The organism is Halorubrum zhoui (assembly GCF_051194155.1).
Classification (GTDB): Archaea; Halobacteriota; Halobacteria; order Halobacteriales; family Haloferacaceae; genus Halorubrum.
In genome coordinates this window covers 100,168-113,358 of record NZ_JBLZNJ010000004.1, presented here as the reverse complement: position 1 = coordinate 113,358, position 13,191 = coordinate 100,168, and the positions used below count along the sequence as shown (strand labels likewise).

The 13,191-nt window shown below is 65.6% G+C and carries 10 protein-coding genes and 2 tRNA genes; 2 read left to right on the top strand and 10 right to left on the bottom strand.

Features of this window, described 5'->3' with window-relative positions; all coding sequences use genetic code 11:
• Positions 1-44: 44 nt before the first annotated feature.
• The 8 genes from ACNTAO_RS08055 to ACNTAO_RS08020 form a co-directional block, all read right to left on the bottom strand.
• Positions 45-686 (bottom strand): 30S ribosomal protein S7, encoded by a 642-nt coding sequence (locus ACNTAO_RS08055; protein WP_435161470.1) that lies wholly within the window; start codon positions 684-686, stop codon positions 45-47.
• Positions 683-1,111, bottom strand: a complete 429-nt coding sequence (locus ACNTAO_RS08050) for a 30S ribosomal protein S12 (protein WP_156587671.1) — start codon at positions 1,109-1,111, stop codon at positions 683-685. Before ACNTAO_RS08050 ends, ACNTAO_RS08055 begins: the two co-directional genes overlap by 4 nt.
• A gap of 169 nt (positions 1,112-1,280) precedes the next feature.
• Positions 1,281-1,700 carry a NusA-like transcription termination signal-binding factor gene (locus ACNTAO_RS08045; RefSeq protein ID WP_435161469.1) on the bottom strand — a complete coding sequence of 140 codons (420 nt, stop codon included), beginning with the start codon at positions 1,698-1,700 and terminating at the stop codon, positions 1,281-1,283.
• A complete protein-coding gene (locus ACNTAO_RS08040; RefSeq protein WP_435161468.1) occupies positions 1,700-4,384 on the bottom strand; it encodes a DNA-directed RNA polymerase subunit A'' in 2,685 nt (894 codons plus the stop codon). The genes ACNTAO_RS08045 and ACNTAO_RS08040 overlap by 1 nt, the downstream gene beginning before the upstream one ends.
• On the bottom strand, positions 4,377-7,310 hold the full coding sequence (locus ACNTAO_RS08035; protein WP_435161467.1) for a DNA-directed RNA polymerase subunit A': 2,934 nt from the start codon (positions 7,308-7,310) through the stop codon (positions 4,377-4,379). Before ACNTAO_RS08035 ends, ACNTAO_RS08040 begins: the two co-directional genes overlap by 8 nt.
• Positions 7,311-9,140 (bottom strand): DNA-directed RNA polymerase subunit B, encoded by a 1,830-nt coding sequence (gene rpoB / locus ACNTAO_RS08030; RefSeq protein WP_435161466.1) that lies wholly within the window; start codon positions 9,138-9,140, stop codon positions 7,311-7,313. It abuts the gene before it with no gap.
• Position 9,141: 1 nt separating this feature from the next.
• Positions 9,142-10,707 carry a DNA-directed RNA polymerase subunit B'' gene (locus ACNTAO_RS08025; protein WP_435161465.1) on the bottom strand — a complete coding sequence of 522 codons (1,566 nt, stop codon included), beginning with the start codon at positions 10,705-10,707 and terminating at the stop codon, positions 9,142-9,144.
• Positions 10,704-10,934, bottom strand: coding sequence for a DNA-directed RNA polymerase subunit H (locus ACNTAO_RS08020; RefSeq protein ID WP_435161464.1), 231 nt, complete (start codon positions 10,932-10,934; stop codon positions 10,704-10,706). Before ACNTAO_RS08020 ends, ACNTAO_RS08025 begins: the two co-directional genes overlap by 4 nt.
• Before the next feature lie 222 nt (positions 10,935-11,156).
• Between ACNTAO_RS08020 and ACNTAO_RS08015 the strand changes: the two genes are divergently transcribed.
• A tRNA-Asp gene (locus ACNTAO_RS08015) sits at positions 11,157-11,229 on the top strand.
• A gap of 27 nt (positions 11,230-11,256) precedes the next feature.
• Positions 11,257-11,329 (top strand) — tRNA-Asp (locus ACNTAO_RS08010).
• Positions 11,330-11,656: 327 nt separating this feature from the next.
• On the opposite strand, the gene ACNTAO_RS08005 is transcribed toward ACNTAO_RS08010, so the two are convergent.
• Together ACNTAO_RS08005 and ACNTAO_RS08000 are read right to left on the bottom strand one after the other, a co-directional pair.
• Complete coding sequence (locus ACNTAO_RS08005) at positions 11,657-12,661, bottom strand: histone deacetylase family protein (protein ID WP_435161463.1); 1,005 nt, start codon at positions 12,659-12,661, stop codon at positions 11,657-11,659.
• Positions 12,662-13,093, bottom strand: a complete 432-nt coding sequence (locus ACNTAO_RS08000) for a histone (RefSeq protein WP_435161462.1) — start codon at positions 13,091-13,093, stop codon at positions 12,662-12,664. It lies immediately after the preceding gene.
• Positions 13,094-13,191: the final 98 nt, after the last annotated feature.

Sequence of the window (13,191 nt, the reverse complement as noted above, 5' to 3'; positions counted from 1 at the left end):
GCATCGCTAGCCGGCGTGATAAATACGCGCTGCGTCGACCGACCTCAGCGAGCCGCGGCCGCGACGCGCTCGCGCTCTTCTTTCTGTGAGATGGCGTACGTCTGTGCGTCGCCGTCGGCGGCACCGACGAGCTGTGTCGCCAGCGCCTCGGCCGCCGGCGTGCTGGATTTGTACGTCGCGCTCGCGACGCCGTCGGAGATGAACAACAGCGCCTGGTCGACTCGCCGCTGGGGGGCGACGTCGACCGCTTTCGGCACCGAGATGCCACCGTACTTCAGTCGCACCGTCTCCTCACGCGGCGCGGCGTTCTCGATCGCGGTCACGAGCACCTGAACCGGGTTCTCTTCGGTCCGGTCGTGGATGATGTCGAACGCGTCACGGACGATCCGGGTCGCCCGCTGTTTCTTCCCGGTGTTCTCGTCGGTCTGCATCAGTCGGTTGATGAGCCGCTCGACCACCGAGATCTCGCTCTTTTTGAACTGCTTCGAGGCGTGCCGGCCCATCGTGTGTGCGATTGGCGTCACCGTCATGTACCGCTTCGTCGACGGGTCGGCGTACGCGACGTCGGTGACGTCCCAGACGCCGAACAACGCGGCGTTCTCCGAGGCCGACTCGCTGTCGGCCGGCGCGTCGGGCTCCGGCTCGTCGGCAGCGACCGCCTCGGCGTCGGCTTCGTCGCCGCTCATCGGACGGGCTTCTCCGCGTTTCCGCGCACCAGTTCGATCATCGAGACGCCGTTCACCTTCTCGACTTTGTAGTTGACACCCGAGAGGTCGCCCATCGCGCGGCCCTTCGCGCCGCCGATCCCCGCGATCGTGACCTCGTCGTGCTCGTCGATAAAGGAGATCGCGCCGTCGCCGGGACAGAACGCCGTCACCTGCTTGCCGTTTTTGATCAGCTGGACCCGAACGCACTTTCGGATCGCCGAGTTCGGCTGCTTCGCTTCGATACCGACCTTCTCGAGGACGATACCGCGTGCCTGTGGGGCACCCTCCAGCGGGTCGGACTTCGTTTTGAGCCCGCGCTCTCTCCGAGCGTACTCGGAGTCGGACCAGCGGCGCTTTTGCCGGTCCTGTTTGAGCTTCCGGGCGGCATACTTGCCGTTTGCCATCGTACGTGTACTTCCAAGCGAAGCTACTTAAGCGTCGTCTTTCGCCGACGTGAAACGCCAGGAGAGCGCTCGAGCGGTCCCTCTCGTCGGATCTGTGCACGTTTCTCGACCCAACGACGGCCGCACGTGACCGCTCTGCCGACGAACGGACACGAGCGGCCGCCGTCGCTCACGTCAGCTGCACGTCGTCGACGTCGTAGTGTCGCTTCGCGAGCGTGCGGGCGGTCTCGATGTTCTGTCCGTCTGCGCCGATGGCGACACCGCGGTCCGCCGGTACCACCTCGACGTATGCCACGCGGTCGTCCTGCTCTGAGATCGTCACCGCGGCGACCGCTGCCGGCGCGAGCGCACTCGCGACGAACGCCTCCGGCGTGTCTGCGTCTTCGACCAGCTCCACGGACCGACCTAACCGCCGTTCGGCCTCGGTGACCGTCGCTCCGCCCTGTCCGATGGCCGCCGCCATCTCGCCGGCCGGGATCAGAAACACCAGCCGGTCGCCCTCCACGAGGCAGTCTCGCGGTGCCACGCCGGTTAGCTCGTCGAACCGAGCCATGTAGCGCCGCGCCTCGTCGGAGAGCTCGACGTACATCAGTCGTCGCTCACGACGCGCGACCCCATCCGGAGGTCGACGTCGCCGGTACCGATCGAGATCGGTTTCCCGGCGATCACGTTCTCGATGACGCCGTCGAGGTCGTCGTGTTCGCCGTGGACCGCCGCATCGAGTAAGTGGTTCACCGTCACCTCGAAGGCGGCCCGCGCCAGCACCGAGTCTTTCGACCCGGAGATGCCGTGGCGACCGATCGACTCGATCTCGCCGTTGTTGGTCATGATGTCGGCGACGAGCATCAGGTGTCTGACGTTCACGTCGTCGAGCCCCTGCTCTTCGAGCGTGTTCTTCGTCTCGTCGATGATCGTCTCGCGAGCGGCCTCGACGCCGAGGTTCTTGTAGATCTCGTGGATGTTGTTACACGTCGTCCGCGAGGCGTCGACGCCGTCGATCTCCAAGACGTCACCGAACGCCGACCCCTCGGTGTAGAGCACGAACTCCTCACCAGACTCCAGCTGCTCTTTGCGAATGACGACGCGCTCGACCTCCTCGATCCCTTTGAACACGATCTCCCGAAGTCGCTCGACGAGCTGTAACAGCTCCCGGTAGCTCGGCTCGCTCGGTCCGAACTCGATCACCGTCCCCGTCTGTCGGGCGTCGACCCCGAGGGCGTCTTCGATCGTCTCGGCGACGATCTCCGCGACCGCCGTCGGGTCCGAGTACGTCGGCCACCGCTCTAAGAGGGTGTCGTCGTTGAGGTCGATCCGAACCAGCATGTCCGCCACGTTCGTGGAGACGTCACCCAGCGCGAGGATCCGCGTCGCCTCGATCGACCAGACGACCTCGTGTGCCCGCTCGCGGTCGGTCGCGTACTCGCCGTCGAGGTGGACCGTCATCATCGGTGTGTCCGGCGTCTTTCGGGCGTCCACGAGTTCGATGAGCCGCGGGAGTCCTTGCGTAACGTCAATTTCTGCAACCCCAGCGTAGTGGAACGTGTTCATCGTGTTGTGCGTCACGACTCCTTCAGCGGTGGTGAACGTCTCGAGTCCGGCGACAGAGAAGTCGTACACGTACTCGTCGTCCCGCGCTATCGTCTCGACCGAGGCAATTCGATCCCAGACGACGTCGCCGTCGACGGCCCGCTCTAGCTCGCTCCGGGCGGTCGACTCGACATCCGCGTCTGCCGCCGTCTCGAGGATCCGCCGTAGTCGCCGCCGGCCGATCCGCTGTCGATTCGATGCGGCGTTCACCTGCCTGCTCGGTATTCCTGCGTCGGCGGCGACCGACCGAAGCGCGTCGCCAAAGTTCGGCACTTGGTCCGTCGCGTCCGGCCCACCCGGTTCGATGTCCGCGACGAGCGACTCAAGCTCCTCGTTTCGTTCCCCGACCATTCCCACCTCGTCTGTGAATCGGCGCACGTGTTTTTTCGGAATCCGCAGTGTGCGGGACGTGTCCTGCGTCCCAAGCGTCGCGTACACGCCGACTCGCGCAAGTAACAAGGCGATCCCCGCGGTGAGTTCGGCGCTCGTCGAACTAGATCGAACCGCGTCGCTTGCGACGTTTCCGTCGCCGCTGAAGTACCCACGGAGTAATCCACGGACGAACGTCTCCGAAGCACCGTACGCGAATCCTGGAACGACCTTCTCTCCGTCTGCCGTGCAGGCCGCGCGAACGAAGTCTGCCAACACCGTTCCGTTCAGCCGGATATCGTATCCGACAGCGAAGCCGCTGTGGTTTTCGTACTCGTTCACGGTAAAGTCGAACCGCTCGGCGAACGCTCGAACCTTCGACTGGAACGTCGGATCGACGTTCGAGACGGAAACGTAGTGGTCGGTCACAGAGCCCTCTGCGAGCCACGCGCCGACGAAGAACCCTGTCTCCTCGTCTAGTGGGAACCGTTCTGGCAGTCCGACGGTTCCACCAACGGGGTACACTGCATCCTGGTTGATGTCTCCGGATTCGAGCGCCGCTCGTTTGTTCCGGAGCTGCGCCTCGCTCACCGTCGGTACCGTCGTACCCCCGTCGGTCAGCGTCGAGGTGTACCAGTACTCCGCCGCCGGGAGGTACCGCCGAACGTCGACGGTCGCCGTCCCGGTAGCGTCGAACTCCTTTATCACTGGGAGCCAGTCACCAGCCGAGAGGTCGCTCCCACGCACCGGTACGACGTCGTTGTCGCGCCGCGTGACGAACGAGTGTGCCTTGGTCGCGCGAATTGTTCGACCGGACTCGAGTTCGAAGCGAAGCAACTCGTCCGGTGTCTCGTGCCGAGAGACTTCTTCGACTGACTTCCATCGCACCTGTTCGTCCTCGCCGAGACTCAGCGTCTCGAGGCCCCTCGGTGCACGCGCGACCTCGTGGTCGTCGACCGTTCGTGACTCGCGTGTCTCGACGATCTCATCGACGAGCGATCCAATCGCCACGGTGTCGGTCTCACCGTCCCGCCGGATGACGACGCGCTCGTCCGCCGGGACACTCATCTGCGTTCCGGGTTCACCGATCGATTGTGCAGAAACGGTGCCCACCGGCTCGAGCGGGTCGACCCGCGTCTCGCGGTACCGGTTCTCCACGCCGGTGACGATGTCGGTCGCTTGTTCGACCGTGATGTCGCCGTACGCTTCGGCTTTCGACTCCAGTGTGTCGTACACCTGCGTCTTCAGCCGATTCGGCAGCTCACTCGACTCGACGACGGCTTCGACGTCGTCCGTGACGTGGTCGTGCTCAGTCATCGGACTCCACCCCCAGCTCGTCCGCCGCGTCCGGTCTGGAGGCGGTGTGCTCCGAGAGGTTCGTCGGCGGGGCGCGCTCGCCCAAGAACCGCTCTCGCTCCGCTTCGGAGTCGAACTCGGACTCCAACACGCGGTCTGCGATCCCGTCGACGTCGATGCCGTCGCCCTCGCCCGAGCCGACCTTGATCGGTGAGGTGCCGTCCTCGCCGAACTCGAACTGGACGATGCGCCCGGAGGTATCCCGGACGGTACCGTCGTACTGGGCTTCGAGCTCCGAGAGCGCGTTGATGAGCCGCCGCTGGAGGTAGCCGGACTTGGAGGTCCGAACTGCCGTGTCGACGAGCCCCTCGCGGCCGCCCATCGCGTGGAAGAAGAACTCCTCGGGCGTGAGCCCGGCGCGGTAGGAGTTCTCGACGAAGCCGTGTGCCTCGGCCGAGAGGTCGTGCTCGCGGTAGTGGGCGAGCGTCCGGTCCTCGTACCCGCGGTTGATCCGCTCGCCGCGAACCGCCTGCTGACCGACGGAACCGGCCATCTGGGTCAGGTTGAGCATCGACCCACGCGCACCCGAGCGGGCCATCACGACCGCCGGGTTGTCGTCGCCGAAGTGCTGATCGGCGATCTCGCCGGCAGAGTCACGCGCCTTGCCGAGCGTCTGCATGATCTTCATCTCCAGCGTCTCGTCGACGCCTCGACCCGGCAGCGACTCCAGCTCGCCGGCCTCGTACGTCTCGATCAGGTCTTGCACGCGCTCGTACGCGCTGTTTATCGCCTCGTCGACCTGCTCTTCGGCCGCCGGCGGGATCGACTCGTCGTCGATCCCGATCGAGAAGCCGAAGTGCATGATCGCCCGCATCGCGAGCGAGGCGATCTCGTTGATGAAGACGCGAGCGCGCGTCTCGCCGTACTCCTTGGTGAGCGTGTCGACGACCTCGCCGCCGAACGCACCCACCGCGTCCTCGTCTATCGTTCCCTCGACGAGTTGGCCGCGCTCGATGACGACGTCGTCGCCGGTCGACGAGCGGAACTGCAACGAGAGGTCCTCTGGCAACAGCTCCGAGAACAGCGTCTGGCCGGTCCAGTACGCCGCACCGTCGTCGTCGACGCCGTCGGGATCCGGCAGCTCGTCGACGCGCGTCGCCCGCAGCAGGTCGAGCGCCTGTGCCTCCGAGAACTCGGGATTCGTGTGCGTGAGCAGGTACGTCCCCGAGATGTGGTCTTGGATCGCACCGATGATGTTGCCGCCGAACCGCGGGGAGAGGATCTGTTCTTGGACGCGCATGAGGACGCGCGCCTCCGCGCGCGCCTCCTCGTTCTGGAGCGCGTGCATGTTCATCTCGTCGCCGTCGAAGTCGGCGTTGTACGGCGGACAGACCACGGTGTTGAGCCGGAACGTCTTGTACGGCATCACCACCACCTCGTGGGCCATGATCGACATCCGGTGTAACGACGGCTGTCGGTTGAAGATCACGACGTCGCCGTCGACGAGGTGGCGATTCACCTCCCAGCCCGCTTCGACCTTCTCGGCGAGCTCCGCACAGTTCTTCTCGGTCACCTTCAGTCGCCGACCATCGGGTCGGCGCACGTAGTTCGCCCCGGGGTGTGCTTCGGGACCGTTCCGCACGTACTGTCGAGCCTCCTCGACGTTTCGCTCGGTGACGTTGAGCGTCTGGGTCATCTCTTTCGCGACGCGGTCTGGCACGCCGACCTCGTTCAACGAGAGCGTCGGGTCGGGCGAGATGACGGTTCGCGCCGAGAAGTTCACACGCTTTCCGGAGAGCGAGCCGCGGAAGCGACCTTCCTTGCCCTTGAGCCGCTGTGAGAGCGTCTTCAGCGGGCGGCCGGATCGATGTCGCGCCGGCGGCGTGCCGCTGATCTCGTTGTCGACGAACGTCGTCACGTGGTACTGTAACAGCTCCCAGAGGTCCTCGATGATGAGCTGTGGCGCACCCGCCTCGCGGTTCTCCATGAACCGTTGGTTGATGCGGATGATGTCGACGAGCTTGTGGGTGAGGTCGTCCTCGGAGCGCTGACCGTTGTCCAGGGTGATCGACGGCCGCGTCGTCACCGGCGGGACGGGCAACACCGTCAGGATCATCCACTCCGGTCGGGAGTCGTCGGCGTCAATCCCGAGCACGCCGAGGTCCTCGTCCGGGATGTCCTCGAACCAGTCGCGAACGTCCGAGGGCATCAGCTTGTTTATGTCCTCTTCGGTGAGGTCGACGTCGAGCGCCGACTCGATGGCTCGCCGGTCCTCCTTGCGCGGACGGAACTCGCCGGCCATGATCTCGTTGACCCGCTCGAGAGCGATGTCGGTCTCGTCGGCCAGCTCCCGCGGGGAGGTACCCGGGTCGTCGGCCTCCTCGTCCGGCTGCATCGCGGCCGCGATCCGCTCTGAGTAGTCGCCAGCGAGGACGTCTTGTACCTCGTAGTAGGTGGTCGGCTTCTCGTGTTTGATGTCCGCCTGCGGCTCGCCGCAGTACGGACACGTCGAGGCCTTTCGCGCCTGCCTGACGGCGGCTTTCAACACGTCGTGGGGGTCCTCGCCGAGCTCTTCGGCGCGGACGAGTCGCTCCGAGAACTCCTCGCGCTCCATCTCGGTGAGCGCGAGCTTGCCGCACTCGCGACACGTCGCCCGCAACAGCCGGCGGATGAGCTTCGTGAACCCGACGTGGATCACGGGCGCGGCCAGCTCGATGTGGCCGAAGTGGCCGTTACACGAGCCGGAGTGCGACCCGCAGGTCCGACACTCCAACCCGGGGTCGATGACCCCGAGACGGGGGTCCATGAGCCCCATGTCTATCGGATAGCCGTCGTCGTCGTACGTGTCGGCCGTGATTACTTTGGTCGCGGACATGTCCCGGTACGTCTCCGGGTCCATCAGTCCGAAGTCGATGCCGCCGAGCACCTTCGGTGTTTGTAGTGACATTTAAATTGCGTCCTCCAACTCGAGTTTTGGTCGGATGCCCAAGGCGATCATCTCGTCCAACAGCAGCTTGAACGCGTAGCTCACCTCGAGCTCGTGGATGTCGTCTTCGTCGCCGGTGACCGGGTCGTACACGCGGCGCTGTTCTCTGTCTTCGACCGCGACGAGTCCCGTCTCCGCGGAGACGTACACCTGTTCTGCGTCCGAGGACTCGAGCAGCCGCTCGTTGAGCACCATCGAGGCGCCGTGGCCGATGATCGTGTCGCGCTCCATCTCGCCGACCCGGAGTCCGCCCTCGCGGGCGCGCCCCTCCGTCGGCTGTCTGGTGAGCACCTGCACCGGTCCCCGTGACCGGGCGTGGAGCTTGTTCGACACCATGTGGTAGAGCTTGTGGTAGAAGATCGTGCCGACGAAGATCTCCGCGTCGATCTTCTCGCCGGTGACGCCCGAGTACATCACCTCCTTGCCGGAGGACTTGAACCCGTGTTCTTCGAGACCACTGCGGAGTTCGTCCTCGTCTTCGCCTTGGAATGGGGTGCCGTCGACCCGCGATCCGCGTAGGGAACCGACCTTTCCGCCCAGCATCTCGAGGACGTGGCCGACGGTCATCCGCGAGGGCAGCGCGTGGGGATTCATCACGAGGTCGGGCACCACTCCCTCCTCGGTGAACGGCATGTCCTCTTGTGGCGCGAGGTGGCCGACGACGCCCTTCTGTCCGTGCCGTGAGGCGAACTTGTCGCCGAGTTCGGGGATCCGCTGGTCGCGGACCTTCACCTTCGAGAGCTTCGAGCCGTCTTCGCCCTCCATCAGCGTGACCGTGTCGACGACCCCGGACTCACCGGAGCGCATCGTCACGCTCGTCTCGCGGCGCTTCTGCGGGGAGAGCCCACCCATGTCGTCCGGCTCCTCCAAGAATCGTGGCGGGCTCGTCTTCCCGAGCAACACCGACGACTCGTCGACGACGGTTTCGGGGTTGACGAGACCGTCCTCGTCGAGGTGGGTGTACGCGTCCTCACCGCGGGCCCCGCGGACGTCCTGGTCGGGAATCTCGAAGCGGTCCTCCTGGCCGCCAGGGTAGCGTCGTTCTTCGCCCTCGTACGTCCGGAAGAAGTGCGATCGCGTGAGCGCGCGGTCGACGGAGCCTTGGTTCATCACCAGCGCGTCCTCGATGTTGAACCCCTCGTAGCTCATCACGGCGACGACGAAGTTCTGTGCGGCCGGGCGCTCGTCGAAGCTGATCTGGTCGGACGTCTGCGTCTTCACCATCGCCAGCTGTGGGTAGTGTAACAGATGCTGGCGGGTATCCGGCCGGATCCGGTAGTTCGCCGACGGAAGCCCGAGCGACTGTTTCATCATCCCCGCACCCATCGTGATGCGCGGGCTCGCGTTGTGCTCCGGGTACGGGATCATCCCCGCGCCGATCCCGAAGACGAGCTGCGGGTCGATCTCGAGGTGTGTGTGATCCGCGCTCACGTCCTCCTCGTCGACGGCGACGAGGATGTCTTCCTCCTCTTCGGCGTCGATGAACTCGATGTACCCGCGCTCGACGAGGTCCTCGAACTCGACGTCGCCGCGCGCTACCGCGTCTATCTCCTCGTCGCCGAGGAGCGGCTCACCGTTCTCGACGACGATGAGCGGCCGGCGGGCCCGCCCCGCGTCGGCGTTGACGATGACCTCGCGGGTCCGCTCTTTCACCGAGACGTTCACCATCTCGCTCACGTCGCCGCGCCGCCGGGCCTCGCGTATCTGGTCGGCCAGCGCGTTCGGGTCGGGGTGTGTCCCTACCAGACTCCCGTTGACGTACACCTTCGCTTCGCGTTCTGCGTGTGCCATGTTAGTCGTCCGCCGTCTGTCGTTCGACGCCCTCGATGCCGGGGATCCCCTCGACACCCATCGACGCCAGCTCTCGTTTCAGCCCCTGTTCGTCCTCCACCGTCTGTGACAGCTCCATCGCCTGCGCGAAGTTCTTCACCAACCCACAGTTCGGCCCTTCCGGCGTCTCGGAGGGACAGATGCGACCCCACTGAGTCGCGTGGAGGTCGCGCGCCTCGAAGTGCGGCTGGGACCGACTCAGCGGCGACCGCAGCCGCCGGAGGTGTGAGAGCACCCCCATGTAATCCGTCCGGTCGACGAGCTGTGAGACGCCCGACCGACCGCCCACCCAGTTGCCGGTCGCGATCGGGTGTTCGAGCCGCTCTGTCAGCACGTCGGAACGGACCACCGTGTTGACCGTGAGCTGACGATTCCGCATGTTCGCCCGCTCGAGCTGGTACTTCACGTCGCGTGCCAGCTTGTTCAGCGCGGTCCGGAACAGATCACGCATCAGGTCGCCGGAGACCTTCAGCCGCTTGTTCGCGTAGTGGTCTTTGTCGTCCGCCTCACGCCGGTCCAACGCGAGCTCGAAGCACGCCTCGGCCATCCGGCAGAGGTAGTACGCCTTGTTGATCCGGACGTCCTCCTCGTCGACGCCCTCCTCGTGGAGGTGCGGGAGCAGGTACCGGTCGATGACGTAGTTCGCGCGCTTGAGCTGGTAGTTCTTCCCCTGTCCGGAGGCGACACGCTCACCGAGCGTCTCGATGGCCTCCTCCGTGGTCTGGACCGACGCCTCCTCTAAGTTCTCCAGCATGAACTTCACGATCTCGGGGTCGTCCGAGACGCGGTGGACAATCTCCTCGTCGGACTCGAGCCCGAGCGCGCGGACGAGCGTCACGAAGTCGATAGAGCCCGAGACCGACGGGAACGACACCTCGAGGAGCCCCTCGCGGTTCCGCTCACACAACACGAGTGCTCGGTACCCGCGGCGCTGGGAGAACGTCTTTGCGACCTGGATCTCGTCGCCGTACTTCGAGTCGTACTCCGCGAGGATCTTGTTCGGCGCGAGGTCCTCGCTCGTCATCAACACCCGCTCTGACCCGTTGACGATGAAGTACCCGCCGGGGTCGACCGGATCCTCGCCGATGTCGATGAGCTCCTCGTCGGTGAACTCGGCCATGTTGCAGTTGGTCGAGCCGACCATGACCGGCATCCGGCCCACCTTCGTCTCGGTGCTGTCGACGACCGTCTCGGGCTCTTCTTCGCCGCCACGGACGATGGACATCTCCATGAACACCGGCGCGGAGTAGGTGATGTTCCGGAGCCGTGCCTCCTGTGGGTACAACAGCTCCTCTGAGCCGTCGGCCTCGCGGACGCGCGGGGTGACCATCCGCACGTCTCCGAGTTCGACGTACACGGGCTCTTGGCCCTCTTTGTCGCCGATGTCGGTCTCGATGGTCGCCTTCTCGTCGACGACCTCCTGCATGCCCCGGCGCAGGAAGTTGTTGAACGATCGGAAGTGGTGTTCGGCGAGCCGTTCGTCCGAGAAGTACTCTCTCGATACCACGCGTCGGTCTTGCCGGTTCATGAGAGGACCAATCGATACACGACCGCCTGGTCGGTCGTTCGCGAGTCGCGAATGATCTTCACCACGTCTCCGACCTCAGCGTCGTCGGGAGTCGCGGGATCGGTGCGTTTGATCTTCGGCAGATCCGTCTTTCTGACGTCGTACTCGTCCAGTATCGCCTGGATCTCGTCGGGGTCGTCGATCAGGACGTGTTCTGGGACGAGTTCGTGTTGACTTACGTCTACCATGGGTGGTGGGGAGAAGCTATCACGAGATACTACAGACTGTTATTAGCCGCACTCAAATAAGGCTTTTCAACCCCGCTGTGCGTCGCTCTCCGCGACGGGCATCCAATAGGTGATCAGTCCACACGTATCAATAAAAGCGTGCCGGCCCGTGCGATCGCCCCCCATCCCCACCGCCGATGGCAAGTCTTAACTGCCAGACACGGGTACCACCGACTGCGACGCGCCCGGATGGTGTAGTGGCCCATCATACGACCCTGTCACGGTCGTGACGCGGGTTCAAATCCCGCTCCGGGCGTCCCCACGCTCGGGGCCGTCGTTGTCTGCCCGGATGGTGTAGTGGCCCATCATACGACCCTGTCACGGTCGTGACGCGGGTTCAAATCCCGCTCCGGGCGTCCTATGTCTCGTTTGAGAGCGTGACGGTTCGGTGAGCGATGTCTTCGCGACGTGTGTCGTGGCTGTGTGACCGAGACGACGTCGCGACCTCCGGACGCTACGTACCGACACGCTCTCCGGGATCGATTCGCTCGCATACAGCGTTCGTGAGGCTACGGACAAGGTGACCGCACAACAGCCGGACACGAGTTTCAGCCACACCCTCCCCAGCCGATTCGCTCGGTGGCTTCGCCACCTCGCTCATCCCTCGCACGCGCTCGCGAGCCCGCCTCCGGCGGCCTGCGAGGCGCGCGCCACCGCGAGACGAGGTGGGCGACCGTCCGAGACTACAGGCCTACCGCCGAGCGGAGCGTCTCGACGCTCGCCTCGGTCGTCTCGTCGACCGACTCGTCGGGTTCGACCGGGGCGCGACCGTCGTACGTCTCGTGGACCATCGACACCCCATCGGCGAGCGTATCGAGACCGTACCCTCCCTCAAGGACGTACGCGACGGCGGCACCGACCTCGTCGGCGACCGTCCGAAGCTGGTCGGCCATGAGCGCGTATCCCTCCGAGGAGACGCGCATCCGCGATATCGGGTCGTGACGGTGCGCGTCGAACCCAGCCGAGACGACGAGGAGGTCGGGGTCGAACCGCCGGAGGACGGGGGCGATCGCCTCTTCGATCGCGTACTGGTAGTCGGCGTCGCCTGCGCCCGCTGCGAGCGCGAGGTTGACCGTCGTGCCGTCGCCCGCACCCGTCCCCGTCTCGCTCACCGCCCCGGTCGCAGGGTAGAGTCCGTCCTCGTGAACCGACGCGTACAGGACGTCGTCGCGGTCGTAGAAGATGTCTTGTGTGCCGTTTCCGTGGTGGACGTCCCAGTCGAAGATCGCCACCCGACTCGCAGCCCCCGTATCGAGCACGCGCTGTGCGGCGACCGCGGCGTTGTTGAAAAAACAGAACCCCATCGCGTCGTCGACGACCGCGTGATGGCCCGGCGGCCGCCCGAGCGCGAACGGCGTCTGGCGGCCGTCTTTCCCGTCGAGGGCGGCCTCAGCGGCCCACGCCGCCAGTCCGGCGGAGGCGAGTGCGGCGTCCCACGTCTCCTCGCCGGCGACGGTATCCGGGTCCCAACTGCCGCCGCCGTCGGCACAGAACGTTTCGAACTCGTCCACGTAGTCGGCGTCGTGGACGGCCGTCACCGCTTCGCGGCTCGCCGGCGACGCGTCGGTGTACTCGACGCCGTGTCGCTTCGCGAGCCCGCGGCGGATGGCCCGCAGCCGGTCCGGGTTCTCCGGGTGACGGTCGCCCGTGTCGTGTGCGAGACACGCCTCGCTGTAGCCGAAGCGCATCTATCCGAACAGTCCGAAGTACGTCTCGATGTCCTCGGCCTGTACCGTCCGCCGGTCGGCGTGTCGCGCGAGTCTCGCTGCCGCGGCCGCGACGTTGTCCGCGTAGTCTTCGAGGATGTCCGCCAGCGCGATCCGTGCGTCGACGCCGACCCGGTACTGCTCGTCGATCCGCAGCCGCGCGATCCGGTCGACGGGGGCGACCGGCAGCGACAGCTCCTCGCGCGGTATCACCTGCTCGACGCCGAAGTCGCCCGCCATCAGCGTCTTGCGCCCGTCCTCGGTCGCACACTCGGCGGCGTCGATCGCCAGCTCCGCGCCGTGCGTCTGGATCCGCCGTGCGAGCTCTTCGGCCGCGTCGGCGCTGACGCGAAGCTCGCCGGCGTTCCGCCGGATGATCTGATCGACCGGCGCGAACGGCAACTCGACACTCATACACACAGACGTGTCCGTCCAGGGTATAACGCTTTCCGTTACCGGCGTCTCCGTGCTTGAACGACCGCCTCGCCGGCCGTGCGTGCGTCGTCTCCTCG